Annotated in this window: 21 protein-coding genes and 1 pseudogene; 16 read left to right on the top strand and 6 right to left on the bottom strand. The window is 66.5% G+C overall.

The window, feature by feature from the left end:
* The first annotated feature begins 254 nt into the window (after nt 1-254).
* Both EES41_RS40025 and EES41_RS43635 read left to right on the top strand, forming a co-directional pair.
* Entirely contained in the window at nt 255-884 is a 630-nt protein-coding gene (locus tag EES41_RS40025; protein ID WP_216827331.1) for a hypothetical protein, read from the top strand.
* 199 nt (nt 885-1,083) lie between these two features.
* Nucleotides 1,084-1,458 (top strand): DUF5958 family protein, encoded by a 375-nt coding sequence (locus EES41_RS43635; protein WP_367995827.1) that lies wholly within the window; start codon nt 1,084-1,086, stop codon nt 1,456-1,458.
* 83 nt (nt 1,459-1,541) lie between these two features.
* Here EES41_RS43635 and EES41_RS40015 read toward each other — a convergent pair whose 3' ends face one another.
* Nucleotides 1,542-1,778 (bottom strand): DUF2283 domain-containing protein, encoded by a 237-nt coding sequence (locus tag EES41_RS40015; protein ID WP_123083583.1) that lies wholly within the window; start codon nt 1,776-1,778, stop codon nt 1,542-1,544.
* A gap of 121 nt (nt 1,779-1,899) precedes the next feature.
* On the opposite strand from EES41_RS40015, the gene EES41_RS40010 reads away from it, so the two are divergent.
* From EES41_RS40010 to EES41_RS39955, 11 genes are all read left to right on the top strand, one after another.
* On the top strand, nt 1,900-2,430 hold the full coding sequence (locus EES41_RS40010; RefSeq protein ID WP_302186205.1) for a GNAT family N-acetyltransferase: 531 nt from the start codon (nt 1,900-1,902) through the stop codon (nt 2,428-2,430).
* A 281-nt stretch (nt 2,431-2,711) separates the two neighbouring features.
* Complete coding sequence (locus EES41_RS40005; protein ID WP_123083460.1) at nt 2,712-3,281, top strand: SMI1/KNR4 family protein; 570 nt, start codon at nt 2,712-2,714, stop codon at nt 3,279-3,281.
* 186 nt (nt 3,282-3,467) lie between these two features.
* A complete protein-coding gene (locus EES41_RS40000) occupies nt 3,468-4,190 on the top strand; it encodes an AAA family ATPase (protein ID WP_367995824.1) in 723 nt (240 codons plus the stop codon).
* A complete protein-coding gene (locus tag EES41_RS39995; protein ID WP_123083459.1) occupies nt 4,187-4,573 on the top strand; it encodes a hypothetical protein in 387 nt (128 codons plus the stop codon). Before EES41_RS40000 ends, EES41_RS39995 begins: the two co-directional genes overlap by 4 nt.
* A gap of 120 nt (nt 4,574-4,693) precedes the next feature.
* The gene (locus EES41_RS39990; RefSeq protein ID WP_123083458.1) at nt 4,694-4,996 is read left to right on the top strand and encodes a hypothetical protein; all 303 of its coding nucleotides are present in this window, start codon (nt 4,694-4,696) and stop codon (nt 4,994-4,996) included.
* An 89-nt stretch (nt 4,997-5,085) separates the two neighbouring features.
* Nucleotides 5,086-5,280 (top strand): hypothetical protein, encoded by a 195-nt coding sequence (locus EES41_RS39985; RefSeq protein ID WP_008742152.1) that lies wholly within the window; start codon nt 5,086-5,088, stop codon nt 5,278-5,280.
* Entirely contained in the window at nt 5,280-5,450 is a 171-nt protein-coding gene (locus EES41_RS41985) for a hypothetical protein (RefSeq protein ID WP_008742153.1), read from the top strand. Before EES41_RS39985 ends, EES41_RS41985 begins: the two co-directional genes overlap by 1 nt.
* A gap of 96 nt (nt 5,451-5,546) precedes the next feature.
* Entirely contained in the window at nt 5,547-5,918 is a 372-nt protein-coding gene (locus EES41_RS39980; protein WP_123083457.1) for a DUF6193 family natural product biosynthesis protein, read from the top strand.
* Between the two features lie 697 nt (nt 5,919-6,615).
* Nucleotides 6,616-8,046 carry a group II intron reverse transcriptase/maturase gene (gene ltrA, locus EES41_RS39965; RefSeq protein ID WP_123083456.1) on the top strand — a complete coding sequence of 477 codons (1,431 nt, stop codon included), beginning with the start codon at nt 6,616-6,618 and terminating at the stop codon, nt 8,044-8,046.
* Nucleotides 8,047-8,285: 239 nt separating this feature from the next.
* Complete coding sequence (locus EES41_RS39960; protein ID WP_123083455.1) at nt 8,286-9,431, top strand: ParA family protein; 1,146 nt, start codon at nt 8,286-8,288, stop codon at nt 9,429-9,431.
* Nucleotides 9,428-10,441: a ParB/RepB/Spo0J family partition protein gene (locus tag EES41_RS39955; protein WP_123083454.1), complete on the top strand. Its 1,014-nt coding sequence runs from the start codon at nt 9,428-9,430 to the stop codon at nt 10,439-10,441. The genes EES41_RS39960 and EES41_RS39955 overlap by 4 nt, the downstream gene beginning before the upstream one ends.
* 243 nt (nt 10,442-10,684) lie before the next feature.
* Here the strand turns inward: EES41_RS39955 and EES41_RS42525 are convergent, their stop codons facing one another.
* The 3 genes and pseudogenes from EES41_RS42525 to EES41_RS39940 all read right to left on the bottom strand — a co-directional run.
* Nucleotides 10,685-11,146: a DUF6193 family natural product biosynthesis protein gene (locus tag EES41_RS42525; protein ID WP_216827330.1), complete on the bottom strand. Its 462-nt coding sequence runs from the start codon at nt 11,144-11,146 to the stop codon at nt 10,685-10,687.
* A gap of 168 nt (nt 11,147-11,314) precedes the next feature.
* Nucleotides 11,315-12,187, bottom strand: a complete 873-nt coding sequence (locus EES41_RS39945) for an IS3 family transposase (protein WP_123082039.1) — start codon at nt 12,185-12,187, stop codon at nt 11,315-11,317.
* Nucleotides 12,188-12,204: 17 nt separating this feature from the next.
* A pseudogene (locus tag EES41_RS39940) lies at nt 12,205-12,483 on the bottom strand (transposase); the annotation flags it as partial.
* 572 nt (nt 12,484-13,055) lie between these two features.
* Here EES41_RS39940 and EES41_RS39935 point away from each other — a divergent pair.
* Both EES41_RS39935 and EES41_RS39930 read left to right on the top strand, forming a co-directional pair.
* A complete protein-coding gene (locus EES41_RS39935) occupies nt 13,056-14,021 on the top strand; it encodes a restriction endonuclease (RefSeq protein ID WP_164496247.1) in 966 nt (321 codons plus the stop codon).
* On the top strand, nt 14,021-15,004 hold the full coding sequence (locus tag EES41_RS39930) for a restriction endonuclease (protein ID WP_123083452.1): 984 nt from the start codon (nt 14,021-14,023) through the stop codon (nt 15,002-15,004). Before EES41_RS39935 ends, EES41_RS39930 begins: the two co-directional genes overlap by 1 nt.
* A 262-nt stretch (nt 15,005-15,266) precedes the next feature.
* Here EES41_RS39930 and EES41_RS44000 read toward each other — a convergent pair whose 3' ends face one another.
* On the bottom strand, nt 15,267-15,395 hold the full coding sequence (locus tag EES41_RS44000; RefSeq protein WP_274536221.1) for a hypothetical protein: 129 nt from the start codon (nt 15,393-15,395) through the stop codon (nt 15,267-15,269).
* A 177-nt stretch (nt 15,396-15,572) separates the two neighbouring features.
* On the opposite strand from EES41_RS44000, the gene EES41_RS39925 reads away from it, so the two are divergent.
* Nucleotides 15,573-17,552 carry a tetratricopeptide repeat protein gene (locus tag EES41_RS39925; protein WP_123083451.1) on the top strand — a complete coding sequence of 660 codons (1,980 nt, stop codon included), beginning with the start codon at nt 15,573-15,575 and terminating at the stop codon, nt 17,550-17,552.
* Between the two features lie 256 nt (nt 17,553-17,808).
* On the opposite strand, the gene EES41_RS39920 is transcribed toward EES41_RS39925, so the two are convergent.
* The gene (locus tag EES41_RS39920) at nt 17,809-18,546 is read right to left on the bottom strand and encodes a PP2C family serine/threonine-protein phosphatase (protein ID WP_254211948.1); all 738 of its coding nucleotides are present in this window, start codon (nt 18,544-18,546) and stop codon (nt 17,809-17,811) included.
* Nucleotides 18,547-18,667 lie beyond the last annotated feature (121 nt).

Genomic DNA, 18,667 nt, shown 5'->3' with positions numbered 1-18,667 from the left:
CACCGGCGGGCAACCGGATCCGCGGCCTCGTCGGGCAGTGAGTCCGGCGTCGGCGCATCGCGCTCGCTGTCCTCCGCCGGCGACAACTCCCGCTCGCACCGCAGGCCGCACCCCGTGCTCACAGCAGACGGCGCCGGCTGTCGCAAGTGGCGGCAGAAGCTTGGGCTGACCTGCTTCGTTCCCACGCCCCAGAAGATCCGATGTCGGTGACGCCGGATATGTTGCGCCCAAGCGAGCACAGTGCTGGAGGGGCCATGCCATCTGAAGAAACACCTCTCGCCGCGCTTCTGTCCGTCATGTCGGCCCATGACGGTGCGGATGAGCAGGTGGACTGGGATGCGCTGCGACGAGCTTGGGGAGTCGGCTTCCCTTCCGACTACGCAGCCTTCATGGCCACCTATGGAGCTGGAGGCATCAACGATGCGTTCAGCGTTCTCACTCCCGAAGCGACCACGCAGCCACCAGACGGCCCGGGATTCGGGAGCATGGCGGGCGAGACCGCCATCATGCGGCAGCTATGGGCGACCGAAGGAGGCCCCGACGGTGTCAGTGCCAGTCCTGATTCCGTCATTGCTTGGGGTGTCAGCTGCGGAGCTGACGTCCTCGGCTGGGTTGCCGTTGATGAGGACCCTGACAAATGGCCGGTCATCGTGTGGGAACGGCACGGCTGGCCCCACTGGAAGATCTACGACTGCGGAATGGTGGAGTTCCTCCGCCGCCTGTTCGTCGAGGACTTCGACGAGTGCCCGCTCAGCGATTTGTCCCTCTGGGGAGATTCCGCACCGCGCTTCATCCACTGGCGCGAGGAGCGGCGACGCTGGGAGTCCGGCATCGACCCCTACACAGGCGAACCCAACCCGTACTTCGGCATGGAGTTCGACTGATTGCGCGTTCCTGCCTCCGGCCCAAGCGCCCTGCCCACGGGAAGCGATCTACGGCCGGCTGGGGAGCGATCTCCGATCACGCTCAACGTGCCCTGGTCAGCGGCACTCGTGAACAGCCCGGGGGCGAGTCGCCTCGGCCGAGTCGAAGCGGGAGACGGATGGACGAGCGCACGGTCATGCTGAACATGCTCGCGCAGGGCTGCGGCCGATCGAGCAGGGTGTCGAGTGGTTCGAAGCTCTGCCGGCTGAGAACCAGTTCGAGGTTTTGCGGGATCTGTGCGGACACTGCATGCAGGCCCGCGCAACGGAGGAGGACGGTCCCAAGAGCGTGCGACGCGCCGGCCTTCGGCCGACGTATACCCCGGCGGTTTTGATCACGCGTGGGCAGCTGAACGTACAGCTGGCAAAGATCATTAATTTGCCGCAGGACGAGCGTGTGAAGGCATTTCGGCTGTTGGTTGCGCTACTGGGGGTGGCGGACGAGCGTCGTCGGGAGCGGTTCTGCGCTGACGGGTGTGGTCATGCCTGGCACCAGTTGGCGAAAAATCCCGATTCGGGAGCGGCCATCGCGTGATCATCAAGGGTTGCGTCAACGTCTGAGGACGCTGCCATGGCCGAGGCCATAGCGCAGATCTCGCTCGATGACGGGCTACCGAATCAGACGCTCGGTTGGCGCGGTTCACCATCGATCCTGTCGGCGCTCGACAACAGTTCCGGGTGCAACCGGCGTCGGGCGCTGAACAGCTCGATGCCCAGAAGCCGTCCGTCTGAGTCGTAGTCGAGTATCGCTGTGTTGTCCTCGGCAGGTACTTGCCGGACGGCTTCGCCTGGGGCGATCTTGTCGACAAGATAGATGTACGCCATATTCGCCGATGCGTCGTACTCGATCCGCATTGCTGGCCTCCCCGTTGTTCGCCGACCTGGGGCGTCAGGTCCTGCTATTCCGGAGAGGGTACTGACGTTGAAGATCGCAGGGCAGGCCCGACCGGCTTGCTGGACTAGCACGAGACGTCGGGTGGTCCGGCAACGAGTACGCCTACGCGGCATCGAGCCTGAGGACTGGAGCGCGTTCATGCGCTTCGCCGAAGACGAGGAGCGGTTGGGAGACCTGCTCAACCCACCCCGTTCGGCGGAGGGCTTCCGGGCCTGGGCGAAAGAGCAGGCCGCTGCCAAGTCCGAGGGCGACTGTTTCGGTTTGGCGATCGAAGCCGTCGACACGGGGAAGATAGTCGGTGCTGTTGGCTCGCACCACGCTGATCCGCGCGCGGGCTGGTTCGAGTACGGCGTCACGATGGAGGCCGAGCATCGGCGCAAAGGCTACGCGTCAGAAGCTGTGGTGATGCTGCTGCGCTTCATGTTCGAAGAGCGGCGCTTTCACAAGTGCGGAGCGCGGGTCTTCGCAGACAACGAGGCCTCGTTGGCATTCCAACGGCGACTCGGTTTCGTTGAAGAAGGTCGCCTCCGCGACCAAGTGTTCTCTGCCGGCCAGCATCTCGATGTCGTCATGATGGGCGTGCTCGCTGAAGAGTTCGCGCAACTTCACTGAGCGTTTTCAGCTTCGCCACTCCAGGGTGACGCCGTGGCCCTCGCTTGAGTCCTGGAAGCTCCTCGGCTGGGCCCGCCGGGCACAGTGGGTTGTCTGTGAAGATTCGCGGACGGCCACTTCGCTGAGGGGCCGACCCTGCGCTTCCGGGCGGAAGATGATCGCGGGGAGGGATGGAACGCATGCTCGAAGTACCATCCCTGCAAGGTTCTCCGGCCGGTACTTCCCAACCTCCGCAGCGGCGTAGTCGGACGGAGACATCCCTGTAGAGAGGGCAGAGGGCGATGAGTGTGGCTGAGAGTTGGTCGCGTGTGATGAGTCTTCTTCGGGAGCACGCGCCGGCCGATCACGCGGATCTGCCAGGGCCCGCTACGGAGCAGATGCTCGCGGCAGCCGAGGAACGGATGGGGATCTCCCTGCATGGGGACCTGCGGACGTGGCTGTTGCAGAACAATCTGGATCTGCCGGAGGAAGACGTCGACGACGAAGTGGCATGCTGCGGCTTCGACGGGTTCCCCGACGAGGGAAGCTTCTTTCTGGGGATCCGGGCGATGGAGAGGCTCTACGCGAACCGCTCCATGCCTGGTGGATTCGACCCCGCGGACCAGCCGGACAATCCGTTCTGGCGTAACGAGTGGATCCCGTTCCTGTCGGACCAGGACGGCTGGATGGGAAAGTTCATCGATGTGCGGGACGGCCGTGTCGGCAGATGGTTCGTGGGTGAGGTCACGGTCACAGGCGAGTACGAATCGATGGCCCAGTATTTCGACTTCGTGGCGGAGACGCTGACGAGGATCGCCGATGGAAGCTACCCGGTCTGTCGGTTCACCGAAGGTCGACTTGTCTGGTCGTGAGACGGTTCCCAACTGGATGACGGCCATTGCCGATCCGTCCTCACCCTGGAACGGCAATGAGCTCTCACCCACACTGATGCCACCTGCTGGCGGTCCAGCAACATGAGCTGCACACAGGGCCTGTTCCGGTTGATTCCGGAGCAGGCCCTGAGGCGTTCCCGCCCGCAGGAGGCTGAACAGAAGAACTTGACAGGGAACGCCACGAACGTCACCCCCGAGACCAGGGCCCCGCTGGTCGCCGCCGCCAAGCGCCACAACATGCCCGCCGTCGCGGTCATGGTCTCCACCCCGGTCTCCGTGTGCATGGAGCGCCAGGCCCCGCGGCCGGCCAACCGGACCGTACCGGACGACACCGTCCGCGCGCAGCACACCGCGATGGTCCGCTCCCACCCGAAGCTGCTGGCCGAGGGCTTCAACGAGGTCGTCTTCTCCGACAGCCTCTGCCAGCTGCTCCCGTTCCTTCAGCGCCTGGGCGATGCCCGGAACGCCGACCTCGGGCTGGACGGCGGCGGCGGCCTGGGCGAGATGCTGCTCGTCCGCCGGGTATTCGGCGCCGAGGTCCTGCCGCTGTGGCGGTGGAAGCCCGGCTCGACGGCCGCCGGCGGCGACCGCGTCGCGGAGATCCGCCTCGGCCAGCAGCACCTCACCCTCGCGTTCCGGACGAACGTCGACGGGCAGGGTGATTACGGCTTCGACGTCGCGCTGCCCTGCCCGCACGACGACGAACGCATCGGCTATGCCTGGGCGCCCGCATACAGCGTCACCTGCCTCGCCCGCGCACTGGCCGGAGAGCTGGACGACAGCGAGGACATCGTCTGCTCCGTCCACGGCGGCCTCAACGACGCGGACCAGGAGCCCGACGACCACGCCGACGAAGCGCTGCGCGAGACTGCCGGGAGCGCGCGATGACCTTCCTCCAGGAGAGCAGCAACCCCGGTCGGACCGACTGGGAACTGGCCCGCCTCGCGATCCACCTGCGCGGCTACGCCAAGTACGCCGACGATCCGGAGACCGACGCCGTCCGGCGCCTGGGAGAGGCGTTCACGGAGGACGAGGTCCGCCAGGCCGACGCCTTCCTGGAGGCCGCCCACCAGGACGCCGACCGCCTCGCCGCGATCGCAGCCCGACTCGGCAACGACGCCGCCAGCGATGAGGCGTGGCTGGTGCAGCAGCTCGCGACGGCGTGGATGCGTTTGGACGAGCTCCGGGACCGGATCGACGACGGCGGCAGCCTCATGGCCAACATCCACGTGGCCAGCGCCATCGACTACGTCCGCGGGTCCCGGCCGTGAAGAACCGGCCCTGCCGCGCGTGACGGTCCTCCGTGCCGCCCCGCCCCCTGCCGATCGGGCCGTGGCCGGGGCGGTCGCGGTGGTCCCTCACCACCGCGAGCACGAGAGGAGCTGGACGTCATGGCCAAGGACTACTTCGAGGTGGACGTCCCGATACGGAGCACGCAGTCGCCGGGCCTGCGTGGCGTGCACGTCTTCACCGGCCGGGCCGACAGCGGCAGCGCCGCCATCAAGGCCGCTCACGAGGTCTACGACGCGGCCCGCGCCGCGGCCGAGGCCGGACTCGAAATCCCCCACGGGCGTCCGGACGGCTGGGGTGCCTGCGGATACCGGGCGGGCTGGGAGCTCGACTGGCCCGCCGCGAAGGCCGTCCCCTGGAACAGCCCGTACAGCTGGCTCAACCCCCGCGCCTTCGAGCTGTAGCTCTGCCCCGGGACAGACGCACACGGTGTCCAATCCAAGCGCCTGTCCCGGGCCTCCCATCCCGTACGAGACGAGACGGAGACCCAAGTATGTCGTCCCACCGCGACGTCGTCCTCGCCTACCCGGAACCGCCGGCCTCGCCGCTCTGGCACCGCAGCGGCCCCAAGGCCCGGCCGATCACGCCCGTCCAGCAGCAGCGCAACTGCGAGCTGCTGCTCCGCGCGCAGTACACCCCCCGACCCCACTGCCCGCGCACCGCCAAGGCCCGGACGGAGGCCCGCTGATGGCCAGCCCCCAGACTCACCTCGCCGTAGACGGCTACCTCGACGCGATCCCGACCCCCGGCACCAGTTGGGGCACCGCCGTCTTCGATCTGATCCACTCCCCCGCCGACGCGGACCGGATCGCCGCCGACACCCCGGACACCGTGTACGCGTCCAGGACGTCGTCCTGAACACCCGTCTCATCGAAGCTTGATCAGTCTCATCGAAGTTTGACCGCCGGGGCAGAGCGGGTTGTCGTGGCCAAGCCCGGACGTCATGATCACGAGATGGCTGATGAGACGGTCGTCGAGAAGACCTGGCGCGGAATACTGGAGCGGCATCCTGAGGCGCGGCGGGGGGAGCCTGCGGTCATAGCGGCCGCCTACGCCGAACCTCGGCTGCGGGCCCTGTACCCGTTCCCGAGCCACGGGGCGCTCAGCTTTCACCGGAACACGCATTTCCCGTGGAGCAACGACCTGCCGTACATCGTGGGCGACGCGCAATCGTGCATCGTCTACGCGCCGCTGCGCGCTGGCGGCATGCTGGGCGAGTCGCTTACGCCGCAGGAGGCGGCCGCGTTGGTGGTGGCCCATCTGCCCGAGGGCTGTGGGCCGGCCTTCGAAGGGCCTTGGCCCCAGCCGGACAGCCCTGTCGGCTGAGCCGCTGCTCAGCTGCAGGGCCGGTCAAACTTCGATGAGACTGATCAAGCTTCGATGAGACGGGTGTGCGCCACGAGGCGCTATGCAATCGAGTGGAGGTGAAAGACCACCACCGCCGGGTCGTCGCAGCGGCCTGGTGAAGCTGGGGGCAGCCTGATCCGGGGAACGCCGGGGAGGGCGGCAAGCAGCCCCGACAACGGCGGGACGTGCCGGGACTACCGGACGGCGCGGGTCCGTCTAGCGAGGTCAGAAGGTGTAGCGAAAGCGAACCAGTGGTTGAAGCTCCGTAAGCATCGAGCCGGCTCAAACCTGGTGGATACGGGCCGGTATGCAGCGCGTGAACCGTCGCCTTCATGGGGCGGGTCAACTCCGAAGCCGGATTTCCTGTTCCGGTGGGGAGGCCACGTTGAAAGCCTGCGGCGTAGGCGTGGCGATGCTGCCGGAGTAGAGCTGGGCGTCTCCCTGACCGATCGATTGTGTGGTGAACGTGGGAACCATCCGCGGTCGCCCGAGCCGCCGGACAGCCGGTCCGGGGGTGGGCAGGTCCGTTGCCGACTGATGGCCGTGGGTGGGGCGGAGGCCCCGTAGTAGTCGCGGGAGTAGCGACCCGTCGTGGAGACCGGGAAAGCCGGTCGCAGGGCAAAGGGGGCCAGCAAGTCAGTGGCTGAAGTACTGGAAGGTCAGGAGGTTTTCGCCGGTGAATACCGACGAACTGGAGTGGGCCTTGATGAAGGCCGAGCGCCGGGTACTGGAGATCCAGATCAAGCTGCACCATTGGGCTCGTGATGATCCTCATCGCAGGTTCGACGACCTGTTCAATCTCGTTGCCGATCCCGGCTTCCTGTTGGTGGCCTGGGATCGGGTGCGGGGTAACAAGGGTGCACGCACGGCCGGGGTGGACGGACGCACTGCGTCGTCCATCGCGCTGTGGGTCGGTGTCGAGGAGTTCCTCGACGTACTGCGGTTGCAGATCAAGGACCGCAGTTTCCAGCCCATGCCGGTGCGGGAGCGGATGATTCCCAAGGCGGGCGGCAAGTTGCGCCGTCTGGGGATCGCGACGATCACCGACCGGGTGGTGCAGGCATCCTTGAAGCTGGTGCTGGAGCCGATCTTCGAGGCGGACTTTCTCCCGTGTTCCTACGGGTTCCGTCCGAACCGCCGGGCTCATGACGCGGTGGCGGAGGTGCGTCTGCTCACGTCCAAGAAGTACGAGTGGATCGTGGAAGGCGACATCAAAGCCTGCTTCGACGAGATCTCACACACCGCTCTGATGGAGCGGGTGCGGGCACGCGTCGGGGACAAACGGGTCCTGGCCCTGGTGAAGGCGTTCCTCAAGGCGGGCATCCTCAGCGAGGACGGCCTGCTGCGGGACAACGACACCGGCACCCCGCAGGGTTCGATCCTTTCGCCGTTGCTCAGCAACGTCGCGCTCTCGGTCCTGGACGAGCACATCGCCCAGGTGTCGGGAGGCGCCGGAACTGATCTCAACGAGCGCCGGAGGCGTCGACGCCGAGGTCTGCCCAACTACCGGCTGGTCCGGTACGCGGACGACTGGTGCCTGATGGTCCACGGCACCAAGGCAGACGCCGAAACGCTACGCGAAGAGATCGCGGAAGTCCTCACCACGATGGGCCTGCGCCTGTCGCCGGAGAAGACTCTGATCACCCACATCGAGGAGGGCCTGGACTTCCTGGGCTGGCACATCCAGCGCCACCGGAAACCAGGCACCGACCGGTACTACGTCTACACCTACCCGGCCAAGAAGGCCCTGCGGGCCATCATGGCCAAGGTCAAGACGCTGTGCCGGGAGGTCGGCACGAACCAGCCGCTCGACGCCCTGCTCGTCCGGATCAATCCGGCAGTGCGGGGCTGGTGCGCCTACTTCAGGCCCGGGGTGTCCTTCGCGACCTTCTCCTACCTGCGCAACTACATGTGGCACACGGTATGGCGATGGGTCCAGCGCAAGCACCCCAAGACGGGCCGGAGGAAGATCTTCAGCCGCTACATCGGCCGCAGATCATGGTGGACCGGGGAGACCCGGGAGTTGTTCAACCCGATCACGGTAGGCACCACGCGCTACCGCTACCGGGGCCTGACGATTCCCACTCCCTGGGACGCCACGGGATGAGAACAACCACCACGAACCCCTTCGGGGCTTGTGGAGAGCCGGGTGCGGTGCCAAGTCGCATGCCCGGTTCGGGAAGCGGCTCCGGGGAAACGGGCCGGTCGAAAGACCGGAACCGCGCCCCGGGCCGACTTCACCACCTGGGCCGACGTTAGCACCCCGGCAGGAACTACCGTAGGAAATCGGCAAAACGCGCCTATTGGATCACGCGATTCGCCGCCTACGGCAGTATGCTGCCGTCCATGTCATCTCCGAACCCGGGAGAGGAGCGGGAGAAGCTCGTCTCCAAAATGCCCGCTCACCTCCAGCAGGCCCTCAAGGTCCGTGCAGCACAGCTCCAGACCGACATGCAGGACGCCGTAGCCGCCGGCATCCAGGCGTGGCGTGCCTGCACCGATGAGCTCCCCACCGTCAACACCGCCAAGGCCGACTCCTTCGGGACCTACCTGCCCGAAGGCCTCTACGAGGACTTCAAGGCCGACTGCCGCGACCGCGGTGTCTCCTACATCCAGGGCCTCGCGCAGGCCGTCGCGCTCTGGCTGGACGACAACCCGGCCGAAGCTCAGCAGGTCACCCGCCGCTTCATTGTCTGCAACCAGAAGGGCGGCGTCGGCAAGACGGCTGTATCCGCCGGCCTCGCCCAAGCACTTGCCGAAGGCGGCCTGCGAGTCCTCCTGGTTGACTACGACCCCCAGGGCCACCTCACCCACCAGCTCGGCCTCACTGCGATTCCCGCCGGTGAGGAAAGCCTCATCACGCACATGCTCAACCGCGACCAGGCCAAGCAACCGCTGCTGGACCTGACCGTCGCCATAGACGGCGACCGCTTCGGTGGCCGACTGCGCATCCTGCCCGCCGCGTTCGACGCCTTCCTCCTCGACTCCGGCCTCACCGTCTTCCGAGGACCGCGCCAGGCCGCCCTCGAGCGGGCCCTCGCCCCCCTCGAAGACCACTTCGACGCCATCGTCCTGGATTCCCCGCCCAGCCTCGGCCTCGCCATGGACGCCGCCCTCACCTACGGGCGCCAGCGCGAAGACGAGAAGCCCGGCGCCTCCGGCCTCATCATCCCCGTGGAAGCCGAAGACACCTCCGCCCAGGCGTACGGGATGCTCATCCAGCAGATCGACTCCCTCTCCAGGGACTTCGACATCGCCATTGAGCAGCTCGGCCTCGTCGTCAACAAGTTCGACAGCCGGCGCGGCTACATCGCCACTTCCTCCCTGGACAAGTGGAAGAGCCTCGGCACTCCCCCCGTCCTCGCTGTCATCCCAGACGTCAAGGAACAGCGCGAAGCAGTCCGCAAACAGCAGGCCCTGCTGGACTACGCCCCCGACTGCGAGCAGTCACACCAGATGAGGCAGATCGCCCGAGGGGTGAAGATCGCATGAGCAAGGCAGACATGCTGGGGGACTCCCCCACCTTCGACGCGGTCGCACAGCCGATGAGTAGCCGCGCTGCCAGCTTCGCCAGGTTCTCGGGGCAGGAAACCGAGCCGGCCGTGGGCCGACAAGAGACTCTTCGCATGCCCGTGGAAGGGCTGGCACACAATCCCTTCAACCCCCGTGTAGAGCTTCGGTCCATCGACGAACTCGCGGACAGCGTGGCCTCGCGCGGAATCATCCAGCCCCTTACCGTCGTCACCAGGCTGGCCTTCCTCGACGCCCACCCTGGCCAGTCGGAACTGGGACGCGCCGCGTTCGTCGTCGTGGACGGCAACAGGCGGCTAGCCGCCGCGCGCCTCGCAGGCCTGGACGACGTGCCGGTGCACGTGGACGATTCCCTCGCCGAGAGCGCCGACATCCTCCTGGAAACAGCCCTCACCGCAGCCGTTCAGCACGAGAGCCTGGACCCGCTGGACGAGGCGAAGGCCCTTGCACGTCTCGTCGAGGTACACGGATCCCAGCGCGCCGTTGCGCGCGCCCTGGGCAAGTCCAGCCCCTGGGTGACCCAGCGCATCGCCCTGCTGAAGCTGACCCCCGAGCTTCAGGCAGCCGTCGAGGACCGCAGCCTTCCCGTGGAGATCGCGCGGAACGTCGGGCAGCTACCCGCGCAGCAGCAAAAGGATGCGGTCCAGGAGGCCCTGGAGAAGCGGGCTCAGACCAAGGAGCGCAAGCGAGCCCAGACCGCCAAGGGTGCTAACGCCGTTAGCACCCCGCCTACGGACGCCGGCGTCGACGTACCCGAGCAGGTGTCCACGCCTGTGCGGATCCTGCCGCCTACATCCGACGCCAGCAGCGTCGCCTCCGATGTACCACGTGTCCTCCAGCCGGCCAGTCCGCAGGTCCAGTCGCCGTGGGACGACGGCAACAAGGTCGCCGACCTCGTCTTCGAGAAGATGTCAGCCTCACAGCGAGAGGTACTCCTGGAACGACTTCTGGCCGCCCAAGGCAGGGACTAACCAAAACGGAAACGGCATGAGCCCGCGCAGTGATCCCACTGCGCGGGCTCTCGTATGGCTGGGGTGCTAACGCCGTTAGCACCCCAGCCGTGTATGTGGGATAGACCTGGTGTTGGCCTGAGGCGCACCGTGGGTGCACGGGGGGACGCTCTCTCCAGGTGTCCCTTCTCAAAGATCTGGTTCGAACCCAGGGCTGTGAGCTGCGGGGACCAGATCGATTGAGACGGGCGGACCTTCGATTTCTCAGTCGGTTTGGTCCAATGCGTGAGAACGTCGCTCGTCGTCTCCAAGGATCTGGTTCGGCGGGACCGTGTCGCGCCGGTCGAGTTCTTCCCGGCGCCCGACGATCGCAGGGCCGCAGCCTGGTGGCAGACCACCGACGATCAGAGCAATGGCTTCCTCGGCGGTGTCCGCCTCCCCGACGATCTGGGAACGGGACGGCCCAGCGACGAGGTAGCGCCCGCCAGGAAGATGCATGACGAACGGAACATCCCAGGACCAGCCGACAGTGCACCTGCTGAAGTGCAGGTTGTGGTGGCTGCTTGAGGGATGGAGCTGCCGGAGAAGCGGCTCAGCATGCGCGGCTTGCACCAGCTCGAAGTCCATGTCCTCGCGATGGAGCAGCTGCTGCCAGGCAACCTCCACGACATCATCCTGACCAGGCTCAGCGTCATCGGAAGCACTCGGCGCATCTATCGATCCCATGCGCTCATTCTGCCGCCCCGTGCGCCAACAGAGCTTTGCCCGAGCCAGTTCCTCCAAGGTGACTTACGGATCGGTCCCGTTCACTTGAGACAGGGACTAGACCGGCCGTGACGGGACAACAGCACTAATGAGCTTGTTCCGCTTTGACGGACACCTTTGGTGTGGTGGTCAGGCTGCCAGGGCGGTCTCGTATTCGGCCGGGCTGCGGTAGCCGAGGCTGCTGTGGAGCCGGTGCAAGTTGTACCAGCTCTCGATCCACTCGAATATCGCGGTGCGTGCGGCAGCCCGGCTCGGCCAGGGGTCGGTGTCGCCCAGCTCGTTCTTCAGGGTCGAGAAGAACGATTCCGCGAGCGCGTTGTCCCAGCATTGCCCAGTGCGTCCGACCGACAGACGTATGCCGAACTCGTCTGCCAGAAGCGCGAGTTCGCGGCTGGTGTATTGGCAGCCGCGGTCGGAGTGGAAGATCACCGGACCGGCCGGCCGCCGGGTTCGGCAGGCGGTCCGCAGGGCGTCGGCGACGAGCTCGGTTCGTAGGTGGTCGGCCGTCGCCCAGCCAACGACGCGGCGTGAGGCGATGTCGATCACGGTGGCCAGGTAGAGCCATCCCTCACGTGTGGCGACATAGGTGATGTCCCCGCACCAGCGGGTGTCGAGAGCCGAGAAACCGGGCTGGAAGTTGCGAAGTACCAGGTCAGGGCGGGTGACCGCGTGCGGGTCGGGGATGGTGGTGCGGTGCCGGCGTCGTCGGTGCTTGCCGGTCAGGCCGGCCTGCCGCATCAGCCGTGCGACTCGGCGGCGTCCGCAGTCGGCGCCCTCGCGCCGGAGGACGGCGTGGACGCGCGGGGCACCGTAAGTGCCGCGGGACTGCTGGTGAACAGCGGTGATCTGTTCGGTCAGCTCGGCGTCCCGCACCGCCCGGGGGCCGGGGGTGCCGGTGCGGCGGGCGTAGTAGGCGGTCCGGGAGACCTTGAGGAGTTCACACGTCCGTTTGACGTTGTGACCTGCGATTTTCTCCGCCTCGATGAACGGATGCACATTCACCGGGTCTCCTTCGCGAAGAAAGCCGTCGCACGCTTGAGGACCTCGACGTCCTCCCGCAGCCTGCGGTTCTCCCGCCGCAGTGCGGCCAGTTCCTCACGTTCGCCGCTGGTCAGGCCGTCCCGTTCGCCGGCGTCAACCTCGGCCTGCCTCACCCAGCTCCTCACCGCGGTCTCGGTCAGCTCGAAATCCCTGGCGACCTGGCCAACCGAGCGGTCGCCCCGCCGGCACAGCTCGACGATCTCGGCCTTGAACTCCGGCGTGAACGAGCGGCGAGGGCGCGGCCTCTTCTTCCTCATGCTCTCCATGATGAACATCATCCTTCCGGGGCCGAAACCCCTGATCTCCGATGTCCGTCAAAGCGGATCAAGCCCACTAAGCCCGTTCGGCGAGACGGCTCCCTCTGCAACGCTTGCGAGTTACCGGCCGGAGTCGAGGGCGAGGTTCCGGGGTTCTTCCAGCGGGTCGATCTCCCGAACTACCCGATGTGGACTGGTGACGACGCGTCCCCGGTTCTCTGGTTCTCTGCTCCCGGACCTTTTCGGGCTGACGGCCGAGTCCTGGCTGCACGTCTTCGGTAAGACACTGGCCCATCTCTCGGCAGTCTGCACCGCCGTCCCGGGACGGCGGGCCCAGTGGCAGGGGGGACAGAGTCGACTGTCGACAAGCTTCCCTTCTAGGCCCTCATGCGGACTCGGCTCGGTAGGCATCCATGAGTCAGAAGTACTCCTCGACCAGAGTCGAGAACCATTCGTGAACTGTCTCTGGTGTGCGGCAGGGGGCTCTGCTGCAGGAGGAGGCAGACCGGGGCAGTGGGCCGTTGAACCCAGACACGGACACCACTGTCGGTAGCGGTGTGTAGTCTCGCGCGGTGATTATCGACCGTGGTGCCAACGTCACCCCACACCGCTATAGCAGCACAAGTGCCCGTAAGCAGATGGGGCGCCTCATCGCGCGTGCGGACCGGGACGACCTCCTTGCTTGCCTCTTATGGACGGGCGAGTGCCGGATCGCTGAAGCCATCTGCAAGGCGTGGGCTGACCATGCTGGCGTACTGCGAAGGGAGAGCGACGAAGCAAAGCAGCGCAGAGAAGGCCGCCGTCTGACCTTCTTTCTTCAATACGACCAGGTTTCCACCGGTTGCCGAGCTGCTGCCGCCGAGCTATATCAACAGATCGAAGCCGAGCTTGCCGAGACGATTCAGACGCTGACCGAAGCCGAGACCCTCAGCTCCGAGATCCGCCGTGAGTTGGGCGTCGACTTCAGTGCCCGCGCGCAAGCGGAACGGGCACACGGCTACACGCTCGACACTCTCGCCGTCCTACGGAATCAGCTGCGGCAGGCCGAGTCGCGATTAGCCGACCTACTTGCGACGGACCGGACGCGGCTCCACGGCCTTGCCATAACCGAATCCTTCCGGAGGCGGGCAGAGCGGACGACCACGCTGCCGCAGATTGACCAGATGTCCGCTCAGGCGTTCACGGAGCTTGTCCACGAACTGCTGTCCAGCGATGGCCACCTGGTAGTCACGCCCACCGGTCGCTGCCAGCTACTTGCCATAGGGGCGGATGGGCGGCGCATGTCCGTCGCGCTCCAGCACAGGAAGAACGCCAGAACATGGGGCGAGCCACCTGAGACCGTGAACACCACCGCACTGCACAAAGCGCATAGGGCTGCTGTGGCCGCAGCCGCCGAAGCGGTCGTCGTTACCAATGCCACCATCACCCAACCCGCTCTGCGCTTTGCTGCCGCCCACCAGCTACGCCTGATCGACCGCGAGGAGCTTCAGCGATGGGCTGAGTGGGGCGAACCCGTGACGCAGGCGGGAGCGGCGTGATGCACATCAACTGGAACAGCAGAACACCTATGGCGGCGTTCGAGGACGCAGAGCTTCAGACAGCTCTCGCACAGTTCGTCAGCGACGCCACCGACGATGACCTACTGGCGGCTTTCCTCCACGTGAGCGAGGGCAGACTGATCGACACAGCCTATGAGGAGATCTACGCGTTCAAAGTACAGGTGGAGACCGAGCACGCCCACGTCTGCCGCTTTGCAGCAGATCCCCTAACCCCCACCGGGCGCGACTCATCGACGGCCAACAACAGGCTGCGCGACGCCTTCGCATTGCAGCTCACCCACATCAGGGCAGCTGAAGAGGAGGTGGTCGAGATCTGGGAGGGCTTGAGCAGGCTCAGTAGCTCGGAGCTGGCCGCTCGGCATCATCGCAGCAACCGCGACAGCATCCCGGAGATGGACCGCATCGGGGGCATCGTCCGTGAACAGTCCCAGGTGCGTCGACAACTAGACGATGCGGTGCGCGAACACAGTGAAGCCATGCACGACATTGCTTTGCGCGACGCCGACTTCCTGGCCTACATGGCAACGAACGACAGCATCAGCAAGTCAGAGTTCGACTCGATGACCCCCATCGAGTTTGAGCAAGCCACCGCTGCTCTGGCCCGCCGCGACGGTCTCATCGTCACCCAGTATCAAGGCGGTGCCCGAGACCTTGGCGCTGACGTTGTCGCTCACACTCTGGACGGTAGGAAGATCGTCTTTCAGTGCAAGCATCGTCGGCATGGGGGCCGCCGCGTAGGCTCGCAGGCCATCCAGACCATCAACGGCACTGCTCGCCCCGTGCATAAGGCAAACATCGTCATTGCCATCACGAACACCGCCTTCACGGAGCCAGCCCACGACCTTGCCAAGAACCAAGACATTCATCTTGTCTGGGGATTCGATCTCATCCGCTGGGCTACATGGGGCATGTCCTTGCTGGAGGTTCTCGGACTGCCTGAGCCGGACGTGTGGATCGCATGATCCGTGCAATGCCTCACCCTGTAACAGGAGGCAGTCGTTGCCTGGGCTACTACCGGCGCGTGAGGAGGTTCGCCCAAGAACCGCCGAGGGCGTCACGGCCCCGCCGATGGTGTCCCGGCGGCGGAGGCACCGTCGGCCCCTTTCGGCTTCGCTTCGTGTAGCGGTTCAGTCCCCTTGCGAGGCCGGCGAATGCCGCCTGACGTCCCCACACCCGTGCCGAGGTTGGACCTGTCAGGGCTGACAGGTCCAACCTCCCGTTTGCTCAGTTCTCCTCCTCCTCGGTGTTGTCGTTGGTGCGGTTGACGGCGCGAGCGCGGCGCAGCTCCAGGGCGATGCTGAGAGCGGAGGCGAGGACGGTGACGAAGTCTGCGGCAGCGGAGAGCATGTCCATGGGTGTGTCCCTCTTGGTCTTGGGCCCGCAGTGGGTGCGGCGCGGACCAGACCTTGCTGAAGAGTTGGGTTGTACGGACCATGCGGGCCGAACAACGCAGGTAAATTCCGGATAGGCGGCCGTGGTTCCGAACGGGCCGAACGCCGGAACGCGGAGGATCAGCTCAGGGGGCCGCTGATGACAGGGAAGAAGCCGGGACGCAAGTGGCGTGACTTGCCTGCGACCACTGCCCCGGAGGTGCGTCGGCTCTCCGAGTTTCTGCGCGCCCGGGTGGATGAGTCGGGCAAGACGCTCAACGACCTCGCGCCTGTCGTCGGGAACGCGACCTCGGTGATCAGCACCTACCTGGGTGGGAAGATCCCCAATCAGCGATTCGTAACGGCGCTGATCGCGGCGACGGCACCGGCATCGTTACGGGAGAAGCACACCGGTGAGGCCTTGCGGCTGCTGGACGCCGTACTGCATCCGCCGCGCCGCCCGACTGGGGGTTCGCAGGGCGGACCTTCTGCGAGTGGGCTGATGGACATCAACGCACTTCAGGCACAGCATCTTGAGACATACGCGCATCTGACGCGTGCGCTGGAGCAGCACAACGAGGTGCGGCAGGCGGCTGCGAACTCCGAGAAGCTGATGTGGGTGCTGTACGGGATGGTCGGCAAGCTTGAGGAACGCGTCGCCCGTCTCACCGAGGAGCGAGATCGCCTCGGAAAGGGATCCGAGGCCGCCGAGCGCAAACTCACCAGGGCTCTGGGTCAGCAACACCGGGCCGAGAGTGAACTCTCCAGGGCCAGGGAGAAGCAGCGCGAGGCCGAGGATCTTGCAGCCCGCCTGCAAGAGAGAATCGACCACCTGACCAGCGAGCTCGATCGGCTCCAGCCCAGCACCGCAGAGCCACTGCCCGACGTCGCCTTGACCGAGTGTCCGTCCGCCGGCGAGGATCCCGAGGGCGACGACATCGAAGACGCGCTGGCTCGGGCCGAAGCCGTGAACGACAGCGACACCGTCACTGTCGCCCGCATCACCACCGAACTCGCTGCCGAGGCCAGCATTGTTCCGAACAACGCTGTAGCCAGCGCGAACACTGCGAACACGCCTGGCACAACCCTCGCTGTCCTCCACGAGCACGCCCTCGAAGCCGGCTACGCAGGCGACCCGCAGAAAGCTCGGGACCTCTTCGCGGAACTCGTTCTCGACCATGTGCGCGCCCTGGGCGCCGGCCACCCGAACACCCTCTTCTCCCGCCACAACCTGGCGCACTGGACAGGTGAGGCCGGCGACCCGCAGAAGGCGGGAGAACTCTTCGCCGAACTAGTTCCCGCCAATACCAACGTCTTGGGCGCCGAACACCCGAACACCCTCTCCTCCCGCCACGAGCACGCTCGCATGGTCGGCGAGGCCGGCGACCCGCAGAAGGCTCGGGACCTCCTCGCCGAACTCGTTCCCGACCGCATCCGTGTCCTGGGCGCCGACCACCCAGACACCCTCGCCTCCCGCTACAACCTGGCGCACTGGATCGGTGAGGCCGGCCACCCGCAGACCGCGCGAGACCTTCTCGCTAGCCTCGTCACCGACTACATCCGCGTCCTGGGTATTGACCACCCGAACACCCTCGCCTGCCGCCAGGACCACGCCCACATGATCGGTCTGGCAGGGGACGCAACGCTGGCACGGAACCTCTTTGCCGACCTCGTCCCCGAATACTCGCGCGTCCTGGGCCCCCACCACCGGGACACCTCCTGCTCCCGTCATAACCTGGCGCACTGGATCGGCGCGAATGGCGACCCGCAGACCGCGCGAGACCTCCTCACTAGCCTCGTCACCGAATACACCGTCGTCCTGGGTCCTGACCACCCGAACACCCTCGCCGCCCGCCATGAGCACGCCTGCATGGTCGGTGCGGCTGGTGACCCGCAGGCTGCTCGGGACCTCTTCGCTGAACTTGTCACTCACACCACCCGCGTCATGGGCCCCGACCACCCGAACACCCTCGCCGCCCGCCACGGACAGGCTCGCGTCATTGGTGCAGCTGGTGATCAGCAGACCGCGGAGGGGCTTTTTGCCGAACTCGTTCCCGACCGCATCCGCGTCCTGGGCCTCGACCACCCGGACACCATCGCCTCTCGCGATGCCTTGGCTCACTGGCGTGGACAGGCCTGACAGCCTGATCGGGGACACCATGGGCGCCGACTACATCTCCACGAGGCCGGCGTGGATGCAGCGGACCGGTGCATGGACGACTGGGACCGTCACGTCGCCGACGTCGCCGTGCCTCTGCCAACCGAGCTGGAGAACCTCCCGAAGAACGTCACCGCGGCGATCGGATCCCTCGCCGCACAGTCCCCGACCGCCGCGCTCAGGGCAGCCCGCCAAACTGCTGCGGGGCGGTCGTCCCGGCGGGCGGCTGGCAGGGTGATCAGCCGCTCGGTGTGGTCTGGGCCGGGATGATTACGAGGGCGGTGGCGTCGTCGCGGTATCCCGATTCGTTGGGCTCGGCCGCAGCGACGAGGGTGTCGGCGAGGCGCTGGGCGTCGTGCTGGTGTGTACGGATGATGGCGACGAGGTCGTCGGGTTCGATCTGGTCGTGGACTCCGTCGCTGGTCAGCACGACCAGGTGTCCGCAGGGGATGAGTGCCTGGTGCGCGGTGGCGGGGGTGACGTCGGTCAGGTGGACTCGGATCTGGGAGGAGAACTCGTCGGCGATGTCGTCCTCGATCCCGTACGCGGCGAGGTAGGCGGCGACGGTGTGGTCGGTGGTGTAGCGGGTGAGGAGCTGGAGCTGGGGGTCCCATCCGTAGGCGCGGGCATCACCGGCCCAGGCCAGCGTGGTGGGTTCTCCCGCTTGGACTCGGGCGACGACGGCGACGGCGCTCGGGCGTGCGTCGTCGTGTCCGGGGTCGCAGGTCAGCAGGCCGGCGGTGAGCAGGCCGGCGAGCGGCCATCTGATCGCCGCCGTGCGCGCGGCGGCGACTGCGAGGACGGGGGCAAGGGCATGGAGCTGGTCGGAGTGGCCGATCCCGTCGATGACGGCGGCGCCGACCGCCCCGGTCGACGCGTGAAAGGCGTGGGCGGCGTCGGCGTTCGTTCCGTCGGTACCGGTGCGCGAGGCGACACCGACGGCTGGGACGGCGCACGCGGGCATGCTGATGGCCACGGAAATCCTCCAGATCGGGGGAGCGGAAGTCGTCTGTGTGGCCCGGCCGAAGACCGCGCGGCCGGGCCGGTGTGAGCTGGCTGCGAGCTCGGCGTGAGTTCCGGGAAGGCATTCAGGCCGC

This window comes from Streptomyces sp. ADI95-16 (assembly GCF_003721495.1).
Taxonomy (GTDB): Bacteria; Actinomycetota; Actinomycetes; order Streptomycetales; family Streptomycetaceae; genus Streptomyces; species Streptomyces goshikiensis.
This window is presented reverse-complemented; position numbering and strand designations above follow the sequence as displayed.